The organism is Vibrio azureus (genome assembly GCF_002849855.1).
GTDB classification, from domain to species: domain Bacteria; phylum Pseudomonadota; class Gammaproteobacteria; order Enterobacterales; family Vibrionaceae; genus Vibrio; species Vibrio azureus.
On sequence record NZ_CP018617.1, the window covers coordinates 474,457 to 497,581 of the forward strand.

Here is a 23,125-nt window from a genome sequence, read left to right on the forward strand (position 1 = left end):
ATTGAAGTTACTAGGGTATAAAGCCTCCAGCACCAGTCCGGAGGCTTATGTTTATTTGGTCGTTTCTCTTTGCCACTCGAACTGAGTGTTGATGGCATAAGGAGCATCCTCAAATGGATGTTCAAGCCTGCCACGTAAGTATTCGAGTTGGTGCTCTAAAAGATTGACCGTGTCGTAATCATTTTCAGAACAGGCAACAAACAGCTGTTGTTCCAGAACTGAGATAGTGTCTCGGATACTCATGAGAACCCCCTTTGATCATAATGATTCTCATCAGGAGTATAGAACCTCACATGGCGTCGTGTAGGGCAGGTTTTTACAATATTAATAAATGTGATCTTAATCTATTTTTAGCTAGAAACAGATGATTCAATTGCTTTGTTTGACACATAACATACTGAAAAATTAAGGTTTAAACGATTAAAAATACTGATCCAACGCCACTGATTGTCTTGGAGTTTATCGCCTGGGCCTTTGACTTCAATCCACTTAAACTCTCCATTCTTAAATGCAATTAAATCAGGCATACCATTGCGGTAAATTTTTAAATCACTGAGTTGAATCTTAAAAATTGCCACCAGCTTGTCACTGGGTATATGTGATAAAGCAAGTTCAATAAGCTCACGGGTTAGGCATGACCATTGGACAAGTGGATTACTGATGCCATGTTTTAGAGTGAAAGTTTCCAGTAAATGCTCTGTCTGATGTTGATAAACATTATTGAGTGCTTGTTCAATTAAAGTTGTTCGGTTTGCGGTAAAACTTGGATGATAGAAATCCAGTGGCCGAGTTTGGTAAGCATTAATAAATGCCCCCTCGACGGCAGAGTAGATCGCCTCCCAAATGGTTAAACCCAGTAAACCATTTAAGAGTGAATTCTCGGTATAAAACACCGTCCACCCTAAATGTTCATACTGTTCTTTAACTGCAAATTCAACACGTTGCTGTGATAAATCTAATTCCATATATTCGGAATGAAAAACCGGTTTGCTGTAGCTTAATTTGGCTAACCCCTGTTTACGTCGAACGCGTTGTTCCAGCTTTTGTGCGACTTCAAGCTCGGAGATGTTCACTGGGTTCTGGAGCATGGCACTGACTACATCAGCCAACTGCTGATTCTGTTCTAATTTGTCATAAATACGAGCTTGACGTTCCCGACTTGGAGGCAGTGAGGTTTGGTTGAACAAAGCTAATGCAGTGTCAAAGTTATTCAATCGTTCATAGTCACGAGCAATATCATTGAGTAAATGTTCTCTTTTACGATCTAAATAGTGATGTCCGATAGAAGCGGGTAGAGCACTGACAAGCTGATCAAGGTTGGTGACCTGTTTTCGATCAAGCTGAGTATAAAGATCAGATAAGGCGCTGAGTTCGATGAGCTGATTGACCTGTTTTCGCTGGTCAAAAAATCGCAGCGATTTACTCAAAGGATAGTTTTCAAAGCGATGAACACCAAGATCACTTAAAACAAACTGGCTGAGGTCCTGTCGTGCATTGGCGAAAAATAATGCTAAAAGTACCTCAATGATATGGGCGGAGTTCAATTTAATGATCGTGAAATTGAGAACAGAAAATTGATCAAAAGTCTCCTTACTCAGGCTGTCAACGAGCTCCTTTTTTTTGAGTAATTTTGAACAGTTTGGAAAAACAGCTAGCGCCTCTGGTTTCGTTAATAGCTGAGATGCAAGCTCTTGATTTGATAGAACAGGCGATAGTTCGATTAACTTGAAACTCTCAAGAGTAAGCAAACAAGCTGGAATGTCTTCAATTTCGTTGTAGTTCAGTTTATCACTACGAAATAAGTCCCCTTTTCGGCTGTACAAACGAACCAAAAGACATTGAGCTGAGTGGGGGAGCTGATGAAAAGATGAAAGCCATTGCTGTTCTTCAGTTGTCAATAGATCCTGATACCAACTTTCAGCATGATGAATTAATTTACAGAAGTTTTTAAGATAGTAATCAGGAGCAAGTTCATTGATGTCATTCATAGGCAAACGAAAAGCTTAACACACCGGAGCAGGTTAAGCTTTTTATTTATCAAATCAATGCCTATTGGAAAGATTTTGAAAATTTGTGGTGCTTGTCAAAGCTGACAAGAGCAGGGTTAATTTTTTCTCCAAGGAGTAGTAATACTGCTTCCTTTCAGTGATATCTTAATGTTTGTGACTTTGCTCAGATCGATATCCTCATGATTCTTAAGCTTAATGGTCCAATTTGACATTAAACTGGGCTTAAAAGTGTAACTCTTAAATTCTTCTTCTAAGTTACCATCCTGATTAATATTATGAATGTCTCCGTCTTTTTCGTATGAGAAGAATTTGTTAATTAATGTGCCATTGAATACAAATTCCTTACCTTTATATAGATCGGTAAACTGTCCGGTGTGTGAAATTTGAAATTTGTAAAGTGTATCTGGCAAATCAGAGCCAATAAGCTCGACACCAAAAGTTTCTAGGCGGATTCTGTTTTCACCCTCAAAAAAACCAGTACCAAAGCTTGTATAGTTATCAGGGCTAATACTAATTGAAAATTGCCCAGTTTCTCTAAGGCTCTTTATAGCATCAGCGTCATTTAAATCGAAACTATTTCTGAATACTTGAGCATATTCTGACAAACTAGACATATAGTCATTAAATTGCTCCTGCATCGTAACTCTATCTTGGCTATATTCAAGGTAACTTGCATTGAGTTTAGGTGTGACTTTACTGTTTTCAAAGGTTGTGTATTTGTATGCTGCATTGTAGTTTAACTGCGCAGAGTACAAAGGTCTTTTGAAAAAGTTGTAGCTTCTTAGCAAGTATTGTTCTACTTCAAGCATCGCCTCTTCATCAGACTCAAGGCTATCGATAAGAGCCGAGATACGATCAATGTCTTCTAAGATCACCGTCTTCTCTAGTTCGAGTTCGATGACGCGTGAGCTCATCTGAATCATCGCAAGTTGTGTTCCACTAATTGCTGATCCCCAAGTCATAAGTTTTTCTAAAGCTGCGCGGTATGCACTTGTGCCTCTGATACCAAGTTTTTCAGCAGCCCCGAGTTGAACCGCAATATCTTGTTTGGTCAGATCCCATGTAATCGAAGAAGATTCAAGCTCAGGTATCGTGAGATTAATCTCATTCATCTGTTCACGAAGATCAGCATTAAATACATGGTCTTTTACCAATTGGAGAATCTTATTAATGGTGTCAGCCATTTTTTTTATGTTGGCGATATTATCAGCAAGCTTCTTTAAGTTTTTAGCATTGAACACCGTATCTTGCACTTTGTCTGCCATGTCAGCTGCAGAATCAGCGACCTCGCCAACGTTACCTGTATAAGCAGAAATTATCCCAGTCGCTAGATCAGAAATGATTGAAAAACAGTCAAAAACAGAGGTCCACACAACCGTTTGAGTATAAAGTTCGATACCTTCACGAAAACCATTCGCGGTTTCATTGACATAGTCTTGCTGCTTCTCAAACTCGATTGTACGATCATCAATAACTTGCTGATAAGCTTCAATTTTCTTGTTTTGATTATCAATAATACCTTGCTGTGCAGTGAGAGCACTTTCTAGATGCTCAAGCATTAATTTAGCAGACTGTTTGCGAGCGGCTAAATCTTTGCTTTGGTCTTCAAATTGATCATATTCACTTTGATAAGCATTCATAGCCGATAACAAAGTGCCGTATGATTGAGAATAGACATCCATGTTTAAATTCGGCAGGTAATCACCAGACTTTTGATTTGCAGTAACAAAAATAGCCATTGATTTCAAAGATTGAAATAAGTTTGTAAAATCCTGATTTTTCTCAAGCAAACCTTGCGATTGTCCAAGTGCTTTGGAATACCAATTCAGCATCTCTAGACTAAGATTCGAATCTTGATCGAAAATAGATGCTCCGGTATCAAATGCTTGGTCAAATAAAAATGTTTTCTTGTTATGAATTGCGTCAATAAATGCTACTAAGTTTAGATCGTCATTCTGCTCAAAATGAGTTAAACCACCAGAGAATTGTACAAACCTAACTTTATGACCGAGGGTTGTATCGATTTTTTTTACATCACCATCAGTTAAAAGGTGAATGTCAGTTTCAACTTTATCAGCTATTAAATAGAATAATCCTGAATCGTTCTTATCTATCGATAAGTTCATATGATCAGAACCAATAATTCTTCTAGCCATTATTTTTAATGAAAGATCGGAAATATTAGCGAGAATAGGGTCATCGATATTAATTGTATCAGCAATGATCGTAATACCACTATAGTCTGATGAGCTGTTGAGCAGTTTGTTTATTTCATTTGAGTCAACATACATACCTTGAAGAGTCGCAGAGTTATATTCTTCCTCGAGAATAGAATTGGCATAATCAGAAGGAAAGTATTCAGGCTCTTGAAGGTTATAGAAGTCTGTCCAAGTATTTGCAAACGAAAACCCACTTGATAAAGCGAGTGATAGAGCAATGAGGTTTTTTTTAAACATAGTATGTCTGTGCCAGTAAAAAAGAAGTTTTAAATGGGTTTGGAAACCACCGCTGAATGACGGTGGTTGATAATGGTTTATTTAAAGCTATGTGCACTTTGCTCGGTGATATATGCATTCTTGTTCCATGCATCTGCAGAATCACCAATTTTCTGCCATTTCTTAACGATTTTACTAACAGCGCCACTGGTACCAAATGCTGCAGATATCATATCATCTCCATTTATAACTTGTTCAGTTGTTATACTTTCAATATCAACGAGAACAAACTCCAGTTGGTTAGAAATATCATGCCAAGCACCTTTCAATTTAGACAGTGAGTTAAGAGCATCTGCAATTGAACCTTTGGTATCTGTGATATTTTTTGTTGCCAGTTTCCAAGAAGAATAAACGGCACTTGTATGGTCATACTCTTTGCTCAAATCTTCGATTTCTTGCTTCTTAGCATCAAGTTTTGCTTTCAGCTGGAGTGCTTCGGCAGTTCCGGCAGCGGCGGTACTAATTGCAGCAATCGTTCCCAGAGGGAATATCCAACCATAAGTTGGAGTTGTTGCAGAGACTTTCACCCAATGTGCGTATTCTTCGTTCAACTGATCTTTTTCAACGATAAGTCGGTCAATATTCGCTTGAATAGCTGAACCATCGTTTAAAAGAAGCTCGGCATTATTATCCTCAATAATTTTAAGTTTCGATTGTTCTTTATCTAAAATGAGAATAAAGTTGGTTAACTCATCGTCGAGTTTTTTTGCGTCATCTGAGTAAGAGGTGACTTGTTCATTCAATCTTTCAACTTTTTTAGTGATCGCTGATTTAAGGCTTTCAAATTGAGCCTGATCATCATTCAATGCCGCTTCAATGAAATATTGAGTTAAAACTTGTAGCCCTTCGGCATCAGTAACGACATCGAGACTATAATTTGACAGTTGAGATGATAGATCAACCATTTGTTCACGATAGCCATTAGGGGCTAGCCATTTATTCCCAATATCATAGATATCTCTGTAGCTGGCTAATAAATCGACATAAGTGCCATCAAATTCAAGATCATCCGTCATTTTAAACTGACTTCTCATATCATGTTCAGTAACAGGCAATGAGAGTGCAGTCTTACCGAAAAGCTGAATTTTATACCACTCTTCAGAGGTCAAAATATATTCATCATCTTCCATAAAAACAGATGGGTCGCCAAAGATATTACCATCGCTATCAATAGAAGCTAAATGATTGCTTGTAACACTATTTTTATTAAAGTAAATGTTTTCTATATTACTTGTATTTGAGGCTATCGCATTAGTCTGAAGTCCTAGAGCGATCAATAAACATAAAGCTTTTGGTTTGTTAAATTTCATAATAATCTCCATTAGTGGTAAGTTTCGATTGTGATACTGTCAATAAAACGCTCACATCTCTGACTAAGTAAACGCCAGTTTGATTCTAATTTTTGTGCTGTGAATTCAGCTAAAATAGCGGCAATGATATTCTCTTCATCTAAGTTACTATCAAGTTCTTCAATTGCGTTGATCACACTTGATAATGAGTTTTCAAAAAGCCTCCATTGACCGATTAAAAGACCAAGACTGTTTGATGCTGGTCCAATTAATTCCTCAGTAGATTGAATACTTTGTCTTGCTAGTTTCCAAGAGCGGAAAATTTTTTTTCCATGGTCAAGAGACGTTTCAAGAGCATGCAGTTCATGAAGTTTTTCTTCTCGTTGTCGATTGACTTCAGCTGCCTGTGTGCCATAAACACCTGCGATAGCAGGAGCAATAAACCAACCCCAGAAGGGTACCCAAGCATAGGTAGGAGTTGTTGCTGCGATCGTCACTAATCTAGCGTATTCTTTATTTAATTGATCAATTTCTACCCTTAATTGTTCAATATGTTCTTTAATTGAATCACCATCATAGCTGCCAATCAGATCATCATATTGGCTCTCTAACCGGTCTAATTCGATATTTTTCTCACCAAGGTGATTTTGGAAATTAATCATTTCACCACGCAGTTTGTCTGCTTCCTCTGCACGTGGTACCGCAAAACTTAACAGCTGTTTCAACAGCATTAATAAAGGGCTTTTATTGTTTTCAAATAAAATCGAATTATCGATATCAGCGGCATACTGAAGTTCTTCTATATACCAATAGATGACTTGCATGATCTGACTTGAGTAGCTACACCAGCCAGACATCGCATCAACGCTACTAATCAGTTTTGGGAAGATGCTGTTATTCCAATGCTCGGCATTATTTTTAAGGTCGGTGTAGCAGTCCATCAACCAACGAAATCCTTCGATGTCGGTTTCCGCTGGAATTTGAAATTCGTTCTGAAACTCAAATATTGTGGTTGGTAAAGACTGTACATGAATAATGTAGGTTTGTATCTGAAGCCATTGATGATCAGTTAAAACAAAGCTCCCATCATCATTGATGAAAATATTTTCACCAGCAAATGCATCTAAATTAAAGTTACCTAAAATAAGTTCATTAGACATTGATTTAGATACTGCACTTAGAGGAAACAAAGATCCTACATATAATGTCGATAGTGTTTTCAGTAGACATCGCCTTTTCATTCCAATTCCTCCAAACTAATAAACTAATAAACTAATAAACTAATAAACTAATAAACTAATAAACTAATAAACTAATAAACTAATAAACTAATAAATATAATTTTAAATTTAGCGTTTATATTTTCTTATAAGTTAACTTTTGAAGGTAGATTGGTAAAATCAAATAAAATGAAACGTTTTATTTATATTAAACAATAACTTAAGTTATAAATTTTTTGTTTTGTGATTTTTTAAAAAAAATTCACAAACTAGTAATTGATAACTTAACTAGTTTTTCATGTTATTAATAAATATACTCGGATCATTAATATCTATTGGTTTATACCCAAGCATCTTGAGGTCACTTGGGTATAGGATGAGTTAGCTAATAAAAGTATTGCTTATTAAGTAATTTGTTTTTTAGGTGAGTTATTTATTGAAAGGGTGACTATGAAATAGGTGGTTTACTAAATTGGTAGTTGACTCAATAGATAGTCAAGTGGGTTATTGTGTAAAGAGTTGGGAGTTGGGAGTTGGGAGTTGGGAGTTGGGAGTTGGGAGTTGGGAGTTGGGAGCGGATATAAAAAAGCTTAACAAACCGGAGCAAGTTAAGCTTTTTATGTTCAAATCAATACCTATCAGTAAGATTTTAAAATTTTTTGATACTAAAAATGTGTGGTACTAAAATGTACAGTACTTATGCACTTTTAAGTTGGGCCAATTTCGCTTCTGAGAGCGGCTTAGTGATGAGTGCTAGCACAATACATACGGCCATCATTGCTGCGGAGATGGTGTAAGCAAATGTATAGCCCTCACCATTTGCCATCGAAAGTCCGACGACAGCAGCACCAATCGCACCACCAATACCCCATGAAGTATATAAAACGCCATAGTTAGTACCGTAGTTCTTAAGTCCGTAAAATTCAGCAGTGAGTGTTGGGAATACCGCTAGCAGAGTACCATAACCAATCGCAGCAATTGCTGTACCGATGATCAGAGTAAACTCCGTGTCAAACGTTGCGAACAGAACCATGTTGATACCTTGAAGAACAAAAGCAAGCAACAGTGTACGTACGCCACCAATCTTATCTGCTAAAATTCCCGCAGCAACACGACCACCAGAGTTAAAAATAGCAAGAATAGAGGCCAAGTAAACAGCGTTTGGTAGGTTTGCTTGAACACTTGCAATTGTCGTGATGTTACCAATGATCATTAAGCCTACAGATGCTGCTAATGCGTACATTACCCACAAAGCATAAAATTGTGGCGTTTTAAGCATGGCTTTCCATGATAGATCTTGACCATTTTTTAATGCTTTAGGCGCTTGACCGTGCTTTAGTTGTGGTTCGGTAGGTGTGTAACCCGCTGGTGGATTGTTTATTGTTGCCGCAAGTGGCACTGCAATAGCTAAAATTCCAACGCCAAGCACAATAAAGCTGGTTTGGATTCCCATACTGTTGATCAGTGCTGCGGTAAGAGGAGCTAGATAAATAGCTGCAAGTCCAAAACCTGCTGCAATAATACCGTTAACCATCCCTTTTTTGGATGAGTGGAACCACTTCATCGCCGATGGTGAAAGACATGCGTAGCCAAAACCGATACCGGCGCCAGTGACAACACCGAAAGTAATGTTAAGCATCAATGGTGAGTCGACAAACCCTGATGCAATCATGCCTAACCCTGTTAGTACTGTGCCTAATATTAGAATAAGGCGTGGGCCCATTCGGTCTTGTAAAATACCAGCAACCAACAGACAAATCGAAAAAGTAATCGTAGCGGTCGCATAAGGTGCAGAGGCTTCTGCTGCACTCCAGCCAGATTCAGTTACTAAAGCTTTGTTGAAGACACTCCAAGCATATAGGATGCCCAAACAAAGGTTGATACAGAACCCTGCCAACAGGATGCGCATCGCTTTATCAATCTTGTTCATGTTCAATCTCAGTCAAAACTCTCGCTATCAAGCGATAGAGGGGTTAAAAAGAAAGGTGTAAAAATAAGATTTCACTAATGGGTGTGAATCCAGATTGGCGCGGATTATAACCAATAAACTTTAGAATGGAATCCTTTTATCGAGCTCTAAAAGAAAATTAATGATTTATTAATGGTAATTGTATGGTTTTTGTTTCTTAAGGTGAGTAATTGTTAATTTATCTGCGGTTGTTCATCGTTTGGTAGTTTAGCTTTTATTAATAAATAAGACATTTATGGTAAAATTTAGAATAAAAGAAACAATTTGTTTCAATTTTAGTGTTAAGAAAATGTTTTTGAAGTGACCGCTGTTTCGTATTGTAAGGCTTGAATTATTGTGAATATAAGCTTTTTTAGGTTTTAATTGTAAGTGATATGTTTAAAATGTGTTTCTAATGCGTTTTTTTGTCAGAGTGGAGAAAAATTAAGCTTGAAATTAAGATGAATATCCGTCAAATTACATGCAAATTGAGTTCTCAATAATGAAAGGATGCTTTTTCTACTTTATCAGAGGTAATAATGAAACTAATCTTGATCGCGCTTTTTTCTATCTTGGCTAGCGTTCTATCTATTGAACATTTTCACTCTTTTTTATTTGGTTTCATGATTGCCACCTTGGCAGTAGGAAGTTGTTATTGGTTTGCTTTCCGTAGCTCTCGGTTTCCTGAGTTAGCGCTGTTTTTGTTAATCTGCGGTATGTTATCGAAGTTGGTGGTCACCGTCTCTGGTGTAGCATATGGTATGTCTCAGCAAATAATTACTTCTCCTATAGTGTTTGCTTTGTCTTACTTGTTTTTCTCAATTACAGTCACCTATTTGTGGTTCAGCCATAGAGAAAATAAGGTATCGATGCAAGAGACAACGAAAGAAGTTGCTCAGAAAGCAATTCTGGAACATGATTTTAGAGTTCAAATAGTCTAGTTCGGCTAGTTATATGTACACTAGGCATGTATTTATACATATCTACATCGCTAAATATGGTAACTTTTAGTGGTCAACTGAAGAAATAACTCAGTTGAGTCTATACCCAAGTTCCACGAGTCACTTGGGTATAAAGGGGGAAAGGTTAACGTTTATTACGTAAATAGCGTTTGCGTCGCTCTTCTTTACGTTTCGCTTTTTCTTCTTCTTTGCGTGCGGTCTCTTGCTCTACTTCAATCAACTCTTGCGTGATCATTTCTGGGAGTTCTAGGGTAACTTGCCCCAGTGTTCCTTGACGAAGCTCATGGAGAAGAATCTCAGAAACTTTGTGTAAATCAACGCGGCCACCAGCTCTCAATGCACCGCGACGACGACCTATTTCTTCCATGATTTCGATATCCGACTCAGGCAATTCGTCCATTTGATAACGCTGTTGGAGTTTTTCTGGGTAATGCTGGGCCAAATATTCAACCGTATAGAAAGCGACCTCTTCGTATTCCATTGCAGTGTCTTTGACAGCACCAGTTGCAGCAAGACGAAAACCACTGTGAGGGTTTTCAACTTTTGGCCATAAAATTCCTGGCGTATCCGATAAGACAATCCCATTTTGTAAATTGATTCTTTGCTGACGACGAGTCACAGCAGGTTGGTTGCCTGTGACAGCGATCGTTCGGCCTGCTAACGTATTAATGATGGTTGATTTACCGACGTTAGGAATCCCCATGATCATCGTGCGAATGTTTTTACCGATTTCTTCACGATGAGGTGCCAGCTTGCGACACAACTCCATGATTTTATTAACCTCGCTGACTTCCGAGGTTGTGATCGCCATCGCTTTCACATTATGTTCTTGTTCAAAGTGTTCAATCCAAACCTGAGTGAGTTCAGGATCGGCAAGATCGCGTTTATTGAGAACCTTAACGACAGGCTTGTCACCACGTAAAGTGGATATCATCGGGTTTTCGCTGCTAAAGGGAATACGCGCATCGAGTACTTCGATGATCACATCCACTTGCGGGATCGCCTCTTCAATTTCCTTACGTGCTTTATGCATGTGGCCGGGGAACCACTGAATAGAGTTATTAACCATTTGAAAATCGCCTTATTGTTTCATGGTTACGCTGTAACAGGTATCAATGCATTGGTGTGCGTAATAGGCTCACTCAAGCCAGTTCAGACCGAGAATATTGGCAATGATGCGATGAAAACAGCAAATATTAAGAAGATTTTAACACTTATTCAGTCAGGCAGGAATTTAAGAAAGAGCGATCGATACAATTATACTCAAGCATCTTGAAGTCACTTGGGTATATTGGAGGCAGTTGGCTAAGTGAAACGCTCCCCAAGGCCATCTTTTTAAACACAGCATCTTGGGGTAGCTTAGTTATCAGTAAGGCGGTGTAAATGCTATTTTGACTTTTGTTCGAGAGCCGAAATCAGCTCTTTACGTTCCAATTTGGCGGCTCGTTCAGCTTTATGATCGATAGGTGGCTGTGGGTGAGTTCGCATAAAGCGCTCATAATTGATGGCTCTGCCATTGTCGAGTAATTCAAGATGTAAATGTGGCCCTGTTGTTCGGCCGCTATTACCCGAATGAGCAATCACCTCGCCTTGTTCAACTCGATCGCCGACATCAACAAAACGCAGTGACAAATGTAAATAGCGCGAAACCATGCCATCTGAATGCTGCACATTAATGTAATCACCTGCAAAACGATTATATCGTGACTTAATCACGACACCATCGGCAATGCTGTGGATCGGAGTCCCAATCGGTACGGCATAATCTGTCCCTAGGTGAGGGGTGATTAATCCTGTGACTGGGTGTTTTCTGCGCATATTAAACCCGGAAGAAACTCGATAATTTTCATTCACGGGCATAATGAAATAAGGGTGCTGGTAAATATCTTGCTGATAAACGTTGTCACTATAGTTTACTTCATTATTTATAGCGAAATATTCACTTTTACTATCGAAGTAGTAAAAAGAACTGATGTATTTTTCATTATAACGGTCGGTTTTTAGCTTAATTGCAAACTGAGCACCATTTGTCACTGATTGAATAATATCAAAGTCTTTTTCGATTAAAGATAACAGAGATTTTATATGTGCTTGAGATAACCCAGTATCAATTAATGAGGGAACAAAAGAATAGCGAACAGTACCAGTAATAATCTGAGTTCGTTGAAAGTATTTATCATAAACATCCTCCATATGAAATGGCACAATGGCAGGGGGTTTGGCCTCAAGCGTGATGGTTTGTTTTTCGCTTTTAGGCGCCGTAACTAGGGCAATCAAAGCGGCATTGGTTGCTACTACCAATGCGATAGCCGCAATCGGCGGTGAAATACTTTGATGATGTTGCCTGAGTAATAAACCAGTCATGATATAAACAAACTTAGATAAAGAGTGGAGTCAAAGTATAATATTTTAAAGAAAATGTTACACGTCAGATAAGCAAATTCCTGTCTTTTAACTAAACAAATGATAATACAATTTGACATAAACCGAAGTTTGTCTGTTTCAATGACGGAAAGTATAGTTATTTCGGCGTTTTAATTGGGCTTTTTACCATATTGAGAAAAAATATAACAAGAATATAATCGCGGGAAAATTCCTATAGTTGTAATGCAGTATGGCCACTAAAAAAACATTTAAAACGACACTCAGCCTTATTTCTGTTTCACTGATGCTTTCCTCTTGTGGGGGAGGCGGCGGCGGTGGTGGCGGTGGTAGTAATACGCCTCCAGAACGCGCGAAAGGAACCGTATCCGGTGTGGTTTTTGATGCGCCAGTTGGTGGGGCCGTCGTTTCTGCTTGGGAATACGAAAATGGTCGACTCGGTCGATTGCTGGATGAAGTGAAAAGTGGCGTTGATGGACGTTATACCTTGAAACTGCAAACGTCATCAAAACCAGTTTACATTGAAGCTAAAGGAGGGGCATATCTTGACCCCTACACCGACAAGCAAATCAGTGAAAGCAACGGTCAAAAACTGCATCTTCGAGCTATCTTGAATTATAGTGAGGGGGATAATACCACTCAAATGATCACCCCACTGACCAACATGTTAACTGGTTTGGCGGAATTTAAGATCCATAATCAAGGTCACGATGTGCAGCGTGCTATCAGTGATACCTCTGCAACGTTAGAACAACTATATAGCTTTAATGTCAATCTCGTTGAGCCCATTGATATTGTGAATTCTGGCCAAAGTTCGATGCCAACAAGCGGTCATAAATACGGTGCATTATTGACGGCGTATTCTTCATTTTCTTATGATCTGATGGATCCAAATAACGAAGATGATCCATTACTTTACACTTCCATGCATCTCGCCGATATCCAATATCGAGATATACGTGCTGATGGTAAACTCGATGGGCGTGAAAAAGACGTGATAACAGGTGGTTCAGCTGTTATGTCGTTTGGTAAAAAAAGTGTTGGTTCAGAGCTCTATACTCATGACTTAGCAAAGTCTCTCCTTAATGTTGTTAATGATACTAAGATAAATCACTCTTCAACAGCAGGGAAAGACTATGTTGATTTCGCCAACCATATCAGTGGTTTGGGTTCAAACTCCAGTGCGAACTCTGGTGGTGGTGTTATTCCTCCTCGTGATGAGACACCAATAGATAATGTTAAACCAACAGTTAGTAGAGAAAAGCCAGGTGAAATACTGCAAGGTGAGAATGGCCAAATTCGTTTAACACTCAGTGATGATGTCGGCATCAAAGATGTGAGTGTCTCTTTGGATTATGGTACTGAAACCTTCCTTTGCGTTGCTCAGGGTGAGACCATACTAGACAGTTTTTGTTCAATTAACAGAGGCGTATTTACCGCAGGTCAACGTGAAACCCAAGTCGACGTTATCATTGATACAGTTAAAGTTGATCAAGAGCAAGCAACCGATGCGTTAGATCAAGCGAAGTTGATTGTCACACCATATGAAGTTGAGCCTTATGTCGGTAAACCAGAAGATGAAACCACCGAAATTCGTTTTCAGTGGGATAACCAATATCCTGTCATTAACTTTAAGGGTGGGGATGTTGGTGCGGTAAAATGCGATTCATTTAATAACGATGAATGCCAATATGCAGATGAATATGAACTCCAAGGTACAGTGAGTGATGCAGAACTGACTAGTAAAGTACAGATTGGTAAGAAAGGCGAGGCACTTGTCCCGACAGATTGTAAATCTCAAGGTGAAAATACTTGTGCTTTTTATTACAAAGTTGGCATAGATAAAAATTTAAATAAAACCTTACTTGAAATTCGTGCCAGTGATAAACGTGGCAATGAAACGGTTAAGGATTTCCCAATTTTTAGGGATACTAAGCAGCCCATATTGAGTGAGTTCTCCTTTCCCAAGGGAGATATGAATTTTATTTATGATGGTGATAGCGGTCGTGTTCAAAGTAAAGCGCAATACACTGAATCTACCTACCCAACAAATGAAGAAGCGGCTGGAGAGGCAAAGTTCTATTTGGATATCAACCGCTCGATTGCTAAAAACGGCATTGCTGTAGACAATTTTGACCCTGCATATCTTGATAACAACTCAATCCCTTATATCTCGTTCACAGCGTCGGATTTTTTTGAGCAAGATCCTACCAGTGGTATCGCAATCAGTACGCCGTCTGAGGAACTGAAAGTAGAGGTGGTTTGCTCTAAAAAAAGAGGTGAACAATGGATCCCCTATCAAGCCAGACAAGAGCAACTTCCGCGAATTGCCCCCAGTAATCCGGGAGATGATATTATCTACTACTTACCGTACACCAGACAAACCTGTGGTCAAATACTGATTAACCAAAGTAATGATCAGGACTTATTTAAAATCGATGTAAGGGTCGTCGATAATGCGGGGCGTAAAAGTCGGACAGAGAGCGCCTATTTTAAAAAGACGTTTAATCTACCAAGAATCAAAATCCATACGCCATTTATTGAAGCGCAGGTGAGAGCGGAAGTTTTAAATCCTGAAAATGGTAATTTTGAATCATTAGGGGTATGTACCACTCGTACTGATGAAGGTGATGAATATCATGATCGAGCGTCGTGTGAAATTGAAGCCGAGATAAATGAAGACAGCCGCATTCGAGTCAAATTGTTAGGGCAGGCCAGCTTTTATAACTGGTGTAATAATAACTGTTCAGAATCGAATAAAACCACGGTTACGCTGACGGAGAAGAATAATCCAACACCATATTTAGGTGCGTATTACAAGGTAGAAAAATCAGGTGAGTCACTTGACCTCCACCTAACGGAATTGTCAGCTTATCAAATGGGCCTATTTGAGTTTTTATGGAACAAGGCCGATGACAAATCCATAGCGAGCTTTGATACCATTCTTGATCAGGTAGAGACGGCGTTATCGGGTTCTAGTCTTGGTTCTGATGATGATAAGCCTTTCTTCGGGTTCGACCCAACCATTACCAGCTATGCTTTTGGTGACATGCTAAAAGAGATTACCGATCAACAAGCCGCGAGCAACGAATTCATTCATCGCTTTTTAGCTGAAGCATTGAATAAGATCCCTGGAGATAACCCTCAAAATGGATCAGATTGGGCCAGAGCAATTTTCAATGATCTTAAAGCCGATGGTAAAGCAGACGGTAAAGGAGCTCAAGGTCAGGATATCTTCGTCGATGGCAACCAATTGACCGAGGAAACATATCGCAAAGACTTAGCACAGGCGTATTTTAATGTAGCTACTGATACATATGGTGTTACTAAACATATTGCTCAGGACTATGCCGACGATATCTTTAACGCCAACCCAAAGTTAGGCGATGAGACGATTTTAGGACCAATATGCGATTCGACGCTTTTAGGACAAAAATGCGAAACAAGCATTGATAATAAGCCCCCGAGTGTATCTCTTGAATTCAGTGAAGAAAGCCGCACCATTGAGGTTGGTACAAATTTTGATAATAAAAAGATATACGTTGCGGGGAGCATATCAGCAAACATTACCGTTGAAGATGAGTCTAAAATAGTCAACGGACCACAGTTCAGCTCAATATGGTATAAAAAAGGCGAAGGTGGGTATGTTGATGGGGGGGAGAATTTACTTAAAATTGATGGCGTAAACCCAGATGATGCTTATAAAAAACAGTATAGCTTTAACTTACAAACGGTAGCAAATGAGCTCAAAGATATCGCTAAGTTTGAACTCATTACTCAAGTATCGGACGACAAAGGCAACGGTTATGCTGTGGGTAAGGAGCATATCAATACCGTATATGTCGATAATGATTTTCCTGTGGTCGAGTATGTTCCACCAAAGGTTAATGGCGTTCAAGTTAGTCAAGACGATTTCTTAAGTATTCATGGAGGTACTGAGCACGATCTTATCTTTAAGTTTGACGATCCCGTTGGTGACGATATTGATTCTCGCCAAATTCAGTTTTCTAAAGACGGTTCCACCACACAAACTATTAGCCCACAGGGTAATCAGGATGAATCTTTCAATATTAAACTATGTTCTCGCAACGAGGAGTCATGTGGAGAAAATGACGTTCAACTTGATGATGGCATTTGGAACGTAAAGGTTGCAGCTAAAGATAATTTAGGTAACGAGCGTACATTGGGTGATACAAACGCGACCACTTTTCATATCAAGGTTGACTCAACGCCTCCAGAAGTGAAAAGTAACGTCAGTGAGGAGTCTACACCGCCAGTTTTAAGTGGCAATGCTGAATGGCAACCAATAATAGATTGGGGTTCACTTAGCTCACGTGCTTCTGTAGATATTAGTCTCAAAAAACAAAGTTCGGGTAGCGATGTCAAATTGGACCCATGTCTAGATGGTTCAAAGAAAGAAGGTGATTCACAAACTCCCTGTATAATCATTCCTCAAGAAGGCAGTTCTGAACCTGTTAAAGTCCAGTTATTTGCTGATTACTTTCGTCACGATAAAGATAATCCTGATATTGCCACTTTCACAGTTAAAGCTAGCGACAATGCCAAGCCATCAAACGAAGGTAGCGGTGAGTTTAAATACAGCATTGATAATCAAGGACCAGTGATCACATACGCAGATGCTTGGATTATTGCTAATGGTGGTAAGTGCAATCAAGAAGATAAAGTAGTAGGAAAGACATTCTCTATATGCTTCAAGTCAGTGTCAGATGTTAGTGGAGTCAAAAGTGTTTCTTTATTTCAGGCTCAGGCTGAAAATTCTATTCGATTAAAAGAAATAGATATTGAAACGAGTAGCATCAATCCTGCTAATGCATTTTCAATGGATCTTGTGCCTAGCGAGACAGATCACATAGTGAATAATTCGGGTCAAAGCAAAGAAATAAAATTGTATGTTAAGGCACTAGACCGTAATAACTTTGAAAGTAGTGTAAATCCGAGACCAATAATTTTTGATAATGTTGGCCCAACTTTTAAGTTTGATCCAACTCTTCCCACACCAGAAACACAGGATAACAAAGCGACGATAAATTATTATTACTCAAATTATACATTTAAACTAATAGCAGAGGATTTGAATGCTGAGGGAGTTCAGGATTATAATAAAAATGTTATTGGTAAATTAAAGTATAGTCTGTTTAAAGAAGGTGAAGAAAAGACGGGTTCTGTTATAGATAAAAATCAGCCGGATAATGATCCATACCCAATCCAAGTAACAAATTTGGATCCTGGCCAATATATATTTGAAATCGATGGGGAAGATAAGCGCGGTAATGGATCAAAATCAGAATTTGAATTTAATGTTCATAATTCCGGACCAGAAATTAGTAATGTAAGCTTAAAATATAAAAATGAAAATGAAAATGAAAATGAAAATGCTCTTAATCAAATTAATGGTGCCTATAATGTTTTTGATAATAAAGATATCGTAATAACCTTCAAAGCCAAAGACGTGAGTGGTTTACAAAAACGTATTAACGTTACCGTTACAAAAGACTCATCAGGAGACAGTGTAGATTTTGAAGCGGATTTATCTTCAGGTGATTCAGGTGATTCAGGTTATAAGGACTATACTTTTGAAATCACGAAAGATAAAATCCAAAGCAATGGTCTTTATAAAATAGATATCGATGTTTTAAATAAAGTGAAATTTAACGAGGGTGACCAAGATGCTAAAAATAAACTCACAACAAAATTAACTCTTGATTTAAATGTTCAGCGCTCTTTCATCGATCTTAAAGTTGCTAAACCTAATAACTTTACGGATTATATCTCTAATAAAGAGCTAACAGTTGAGTTTGATGTGAGTAATGATACCGGGCTTAAAATACAGAAACTAAAGTGTATAGTGCAAAATGATTGGAAAGAAGGTGACGACATAAATGAGTCCAGCCCAAGTGTTACGGTAATTTCACCAACCAGCCCTAAATGTTCAGTTAAACTGGATAATCAAAACATGGACAACCCTGTTTTGATAACCCAAACAGAAGCGAATAATGGTAAAGTCAAACAGAAAGAATTCAGTTTTAAGATGGTAGATACTGTTCCACCAGAGGTTGACCTTAATATGTTCACATTGAGTGAAGACAATGTCGGCTTTAATGAAGATAATTCAAGAATGTTAAGTTTTGAATTACCTTTCGTAGACAATCTTTCAGGGGTCAACATCTCTGATAAAGATAATGACTCACCTTATTTGGTCAAAAGTTCGTCATCAACAAACCTCATAAAACCTTATGATGATTGCGAAGAGAGAACGGTAGACGGAGAGGCGAAGACTTTTTGCCCTTACCGAGCTAAATTTGATGATATTATCAATATCACGGATTCAGAGCATACAATCAAAGTTAAGAACTTGAGTGATAATGCGAACAACAAAGCAAGTGACAAAGATATTACCCTCGAATGGACAAAGGATACAATTTCAAAATTAGAAATCACCACTCCTGCGAGTTCTCCAGCTTGGATACAAGACAAAGGTGAACTTAAAATCAGCTTTTATGTAGAAATCGAAAAAGGATCTAAGCTACACAAGCTGTCAGTGTCATTAGAAGAAAATACGTACAATTCCCTAGATAATAGTGGTATGTTCAGTCCGAGTACTTGTCAAAATAAAGAACCTGAAGACAAAATTATAAGCTGCTATGAGTTTACAGTAAGCAGTGTAAATTCAGCAGAATACACCTATGATCAGGTGAATGTTAATGTTAAGGCAGAAAATGTTTGGGGACAGCCAAAGGAAGAGTCGCGTACATTAAGATTTGATAATAAACCTCCTGTAATTGGAGATGAAGTCTTAAGTATTGAAAACGTACCTAATGACTCTTCAAAAGTTCGGCTAAAATTTGATATTAAAGACGAAGAAAGTGGCCTTCAACAAGTGAAGTACGGTGTCAGAAATATCGGAAATGACATCATAATTGATAAAACAAAAGATTTTGACTTTATAGATATTAATATAAGTGATTTGGATAACATTGACTCATTAACAGTCGACATTACAGCAACCGATAATGTTGGCTTATTTAATCCGGTAAAAACAATAGATATCCCTATGAGTCTTCCTCAACTGTTAGTCACCTTTGACGAAAACCTAACTAGCTTGCGGGGTAAAACGCTAGTTTTCACCAATCAAAATCAACCATTCACGATTACGTCTACCGAAGGAAGTTATATCAAGGCAAAGAGTTATGCGATTGATATGATCTCAACATCCGGAGATACGCTTAACTTCAGCGGGAATATCACGTCATCAACCCCGAATACTGGTAAGACTAATGGTACCATGTATTTTGCAATTGATGACCAAACTGAATACGACTATACATTGACTGTCACTGACTCTATAGGTCGAACCATTAAAGACTTTAAATTGTTTAACGATAACAGTTCAGTCTATGGTGCCAGAGAAATCAAATCAATAGTGGATTACCAGAAACCTTCTGTATTAATTAATGGTATAAAACAGGGTACGTCAGCAACAGATGATGGCAAATATCAGTTGGATGTCACTGCTCAGGCAACAGATAAAAACTTGGCATCTGTTACATCAACGGTTTTCAACGATTTGGGCTTGCAAGTAAGTAAAAAATCAATTGAAGAGCCCAATCCCGATGACTCTTATACTTTTAGCCACTCATTAGAGCCAGGCAACTATAAGATAAAAGTAACGGCAACAGATTTAGTCGGCAAAACAGGTGAGTCTCGAGAGACAGACGTAGAAGTCGTAGCATCAAAAGTCCCTACGTTAGAAATTAAGATACCGACAAATGAGAATGAACCTTTGGCTGGTGGCACCGAAATCCCGCTTACGTTTACTTTTAGTGAAGAAGTCAAAGAATTCGATATTTCAGACGTAAAGTTAGATGAGAATAATGGCGGTGAGCTAAAACCTTTGTCTTGGAGTACCACTGACTACGTAACTTGGACAGTTATATACGTAACACCAAGAGATGAAAATAAAAAAGTAACCATATCGGTTGAAGATGATAGTTACAAGAGTACCAATAATATAAATGGTAAAGGATATAGCATTCAACTGGACGTTGATGGGGAGTTGCCAAAACTTGAACAAGTAACGTTTGATCCTCTTCATCAAAAAATCGGTGAAGATGTCCAAGTTGAGCTTAAGTTTGATAAAGATTTGCAAGCGGCCACGGCTACATTAGGCGCTAACAACATTACTTTGATTGCTGATGATGAAAATAAGAAAGTTTGGACCGGAAGCGTGAAAGTCCCAGACGTACCAGATCTCGGTGTTGGCTTAGTGGTGAGTCAATATAAAGATCTAGTAGGAAATGTGGGCGAGGATAACACGTCATATACATTGCCAATTACGCCAACCTTAACCATTAACGATGTGGGTAAGGTGGACGAGAGCAAGGCAGAAAACTATCAGTTTACAGGCACCGCGAAACGTCTTGATGATCAAATCCTGAGTGTAGAAATCCAAACTCTAGACGCTTCAGCAACTATCGCAACCGATGATAATGTTAAGGTTGAGAACGGCAATTGGACGAGCCGTGGGATAAACCTTAGCGGTCAGCCAAATGGCAAGTACAAAGTAGTGGTAACGGGGACGAGCACAGTCGATGGCATTGATATGGAAGCGCTGCAACAGGGTGAGTTCCTGTTAGAGCAGGCATTGCCTTCGCTGACTAATGCATCGTTTGATAAGCCACATCACTTGGTGAATGACCCTGTGAAAGTCACTTTGACGTTCAGTAAAGCGGTTAAAGGAGACACCATTCAAGCGACGCTTGCGGGTGAAGCAGTATCAGGTTTCACGATGCAGGGAGATGCTACAACGTGGAAAGCAGAGGTTGCTTCTTTGGCAGACCCGGGTGATACAGCGCTTGGTGCAATCCTAGCCGTCAGTGGTTTTGAGGACGAATCGGGTAACTCGGTGACGGTGGACCAAAAATATACATTGCCAATCACACCTATCGTGACAATAAATAAGATCAGTGATTTAATGGGCGCTACATTACCCCCAATTAATTTAACTGGTACTTACTCACACTTTGCCGCGGACGATAAGTTGAGATTAACAGTCAGCGATAGCACTGGTGAGGTGAGTGGCTTATCAGCAGAAATTGATTTGACGGATCTAAGTGGCCAGTGGTCATATCAATTAAGCCTTGATGATCTTGAAAATGGAACAATATCGATAAAATTACAGGGAACGAACACCCTAAATATCACCGCTGAAGAGGCAAACATGCAATTTACTTTAAATCGTATAGTTGCTTCCACAACCAATGATCCAGAACAACACTCTACTGAGACTGAGACTGAGACTGAGACTGAGACTGAGACTGAGACTGAAAACCGTGTAGAGGAGTTGGACCTCGCCGCTTAACTGTGAAAGCGAGCCATCAAAGCTCGCTTTTATTCTTTTTACCTAAGTGAAGACAAAGACACTTGTCGTTACTTGGGTACTTTTGAAGTTTTAAAAGCCAAGGCTTAATCTGTTTCATTGATCTTCATATCATGATGGGGTCTGAGCTTATACCTCCAGATAACATCCAGATTGTCATATTCAACTTATGAGTCGTAATCAATCATTGCTTTACAGCCATAAGATTCTACTTTAAGGATAAACCTAATGCTTGAATCGCATGAGTTCGAGTTACTTAGATGCATAGGTAATGTCATTTCGTTTTGTGCTTACTTAGGTCTTTTCACACTTCTGTTAGCCGCATTCTTTTATTCATATACAAAGTTTACTCCTCTAGATGAATGGAGTTTAATTAAACAAAATAATGAGGCCGCCGCTATTGCTTTTAGCGGAGCGACACTGGGCTTTGTTATTGCTTTAACAACGGCTTTTAAAGTGTCGATAAGTATTGTGGATTTTGTCCTGTGGGGCAGTCTTGCCATTTTAGTGCAATGTTTAACGTTCCAGGCAGTGCACCTTACAATCCCGAACCTGACAGCCGATCTTAAACAGGGATATAAAGCCAAAGCCATTTTTCTGGCTTGTACTTCATTGAGTACTGGGTTGATGAATGCAGCGGCTCTCTTTTATTAATGATATATACCCAAGCGGCCTGAAGAGGCCTGAATCAGGTCACTTGAGTTTATCTATGAATAATCAATGTGATCTGGCGCATGTTTTTATCTATGCTTCATGGTCATACCTGAAGAGCTTGACTCCATTTCTTCTGTTTATCTGTGCACTTTTACTAGTGAAATAGAGGTAATAAATCATATTAAGTGAATATGTCGACTTCGATGTGCATTCTCTTGGTTGATATATAACGTTGATATTATTGTATTTTTAAATATACTTTTATTTGAATTAACGTCTCATAAAGATTGGCATGGATACTCTGTCAGTGAGTTCCCAGTACCTAGTACGAGATGTATTCAATCTTGGTTAAACAAACTTTTGTAATTTTAGTGAGGGGTGCATCTGCCTAGCTTAACTTCGCTACGATTACGCTTTGTGAGCGCTTACCTTGATGGTTTGCGCTCACCTTTTTATGACATACACAGAGATGTGATCTTAATCTTTCTTATTGTGGTGACACGAGGTGAGCACAGTGTTGAGTCGGAACCACTATTTGTTCACTAGGATGAACTGACCGCTGAAATGTCATACTTCTTCATTTTATGATTCAATGTACTTAATGGTAATGCGAGCTGCTCAGCGACCTTTTTGGTGTGCCAATTACAAGCGTTTAAACAATCTAAAATGACGGTACGCTCGTATTGACTGACGGCTTCTTTTAAACCTGCTGGCACTTCTTTATTATTGCTAGTACCAGATTGTGTTGATTCAATCGGTTCAGGACTGG

Annotated in this window: 11 protein-coding genes and 1 pseudogene; 3 read left to right on the forward strand and 9 right to left on the reverse strand. The window is 38.7% G+C overall.

The genetic code is table 11. The features are described 5' to 3' along the window. Positions 1-51: 51 nt before the first annotated feature. From BS333_RS15850 to BS333_RS15875, 6 genes are all read right to left on the reverse strand, one after another. On the reverse strand, positions 52-243 hold the full coding sequence (locus BS333_RS15850) for a hypothetical protein (protein ID WP_021708585.1): 192 nt from the start codon (positions 241-243) through the stop codon (positions 52-54). A gap of 107 nt (positions 244-350) precedes the next feature. Continuing rightward, a complete protein-coding gene (locus tag BS333_RS15855; RefSeq protein ID WP_021708586.1) occupies positions 351-1,988 on the reverse strand; it encodes a VRR-NUC domain-containing protein in 1,638 nt (545 codons plus the stop codon). Positions 1,989-2,104: 116 nt separating this feature from the next. Next, positions 2,105-4,465, reverse strand: a complete 2,361-nt coding sequence (locus tag BS333_RS15860) for a hypothetical protein (protein ID WP_021708587.1) — start codon at positions 4,463-4,465, stop codon at positions 2,105-2,107. A 77-nt stretch (positions 4,466-4,542) separates the two neighbouring features. Next, entirely contained in the window at positions 4,543-5,814 is a 1,272-nt protein-coding gene (locus BS333_RS15865) for an alpha-xenorhabdolysin family binary toxin subunit A (protein WP_021708588.1), read from the reverse strand. Positions 5,815-5,825: 11 nt separating this feature from the next. After that, positions 5,826-7,034: an alpha-xenorhabdolysin family binary toxin subunit A gene (locus BS333_RS15870; RefSeq protein WP_021708589.1), complete on the reverse strand. Its 1,209-nt coding sequence runs from the start codon at positions 7,032-7,034 to the stop codon at positions 5,826-5,828. Positions 7,035-7,710: 676 nt separating this feature from the next. Next, positions 7,711-8,943: an L-lactate MFS transporter gene (locus BS333_RS15875; RefSeq protein ID WP_021708591.1), complete on the reverse strand. Its 1,233-nt coding sequence runs from the start codon at positions 8,941-8,943 to the stop codon at positions 7,711-7,713. Positions 8,944-9,500: 557 nt separating this feature from the next. Between BS333_RS15875 and BS333_RS15880 the strand changes: the two genes are divergently transcribed. Continuing rightward, on the forward strand, positions 9,501-9,902 hold the full coding sequence (locus tag BS333_RS15880) for a hypothetical protein (protein ID WP_021708592.1): 402 nt from the start codon (positions 9,501-9,503) through the stop codon (positions 9,900-9,902). A 145-nt stretch (positions 9,903-10,047) separates the two neighbouring features. Here BS333_RS15880 and ylqF read toward each other — a convergent pair whose 3' ends face one another. Further along, positions 10,048-10,992, reverse strand: coding sequence for a ribosome biogenesis GTPase YlqF (gene ylqF, locus BS333_RS15885; protein WP_021708593.1), 945 nt, complete (start codon positions 10,990-10,992; stop codon positions 10,048-10,050). A gap of 317 nt (positions 10,993-11,309) precedes the next feature. Continuing rightward, a complete protein-coding gene (locus BS333_RS15895; RefSeq protein ID WP_021708595.1) occupies positions 11,310-12,287 on the reverse strand; it encodes a M23 family metallopeptidase in 978 nt (325 codons plus the stop codon). A gap of 250 nt (positions 12,288-12,537) precedes the next feature. On the opposite strand from BS333_RS15895, the gene BS333_RS15900 reads away from it, so the two are divergent. Next, positions 12,538-21,684: an Ig-like domain-containing protein gene (locus BS333_RS15900; protein WP_101903934.1), complete on the forward strand. Its 9,147-nt coding sequence runs from the start codon at positions 12,538-12,540 to the stop codon at positions 21,682-21,684. Between the two features lie 246 nt (positions 21,685-21,930). Continuing rightward, entirely contained in the window at positions 21,931-22,356 is a 426-nt protein-coding gene (locus BS333_RS15905) for a DUF350 domain-containing protein (RefSeq protein ID WP_021709998.1), read from the forward strand. A gap of 542 nt (positions 22,357-22,898) precedes the next feature. Here the strand turns inward: BS333_RS15905 and BS333_RS22635 are convergent. Next, a pseudogene (locus tag BS333_RS22635) lies at positions 22,899-23,069 on the reverse strand (helix-turn-helix domain-containing protein); the annotation flags it as partial. Positions 23,070-23,125: the final 56 nt, after the last annotated feature.

Excerpts from the sequence above, each read along its gene's own strand:
- BS333_RS15850 (WP_021708585.1), bottom strand. The coding sequence starts at position 243 with ATGAGTATCCGAGACACTATCTCAGTTCTGGAACAACAGCTGTTTGTT.
- BS333_RS15855 (WP_021708586.1), bottom strand. The coding sequence starts at position 1,988 with ATGAATGACATCAATGAACTTGCTCCTGATTACTATCTTAAAAACTTC.
- BS333_RS15860 (WP_021708587.1), bottom strand. The coding sequence starts at position 4,465 with ATGTTTAAAAAAAACCTCATTGCTCTATCACTCGCTTTATCAAGTGGG.
- BS333_RS15865 (WP_021708588.1), bottom strand. The coding sequence starts at position 5,814 with ATGAAATTTAACAAACCAAAAGCTTTATGTTTATTGATCGCTCTAGGA.
- BS333_RS15870 (WP_021708589.1), bottom strand. The coding sequence starts at position 7,034 with ATGAAAAGGCGATGTCTACTGAAAACACTATCGACATTATATGTAGGA.
- BS333_RS15875 (WP_021708591.1), bottom strand. The coding sequence starts at position 8,943 with ATGAACAAGATTGATAAAGCGATGCGCATCCTGTTGGCAGGGTTCTGT.
- BS333_RS15880 (WP_021708592.1), top strand. The coding sequence starts at position 9,501 with ATGAAACTAATCTTGATCGCGCTTTTTTCTATCTTGGCTAGCGTTCTA.
- ylqF (WP_021708593.1), bottom strand. The coding sequence starts at position 10,992 with ATGGTTAATAACTCTATTCAGTGGTTCCCCGGCCACATGCATAAAGCA.
- BS333_RS15895 (WP_021708595.1), bottom strand. The coding sequence starts at position 12,287 with ATGACTGGTTTATTACTCAGGCAACATCATCAAAGTATTTCACCGCCG.
- BS333_RS15900 (WP_101903934.1), top strand. The coding sequence starts at position 12,538 with ATGGCCACTAAAAAAACATTTAAAACGACACTCAGCCTTATTTCTGTT.
- BS333_RS15905 (WP_021709998.1), top strand. The coding sequence starts at position 21,931 with ATGCTTGAATCGCATGAGTTCGAGTTACTTAGATGCATAGGTAATGTC.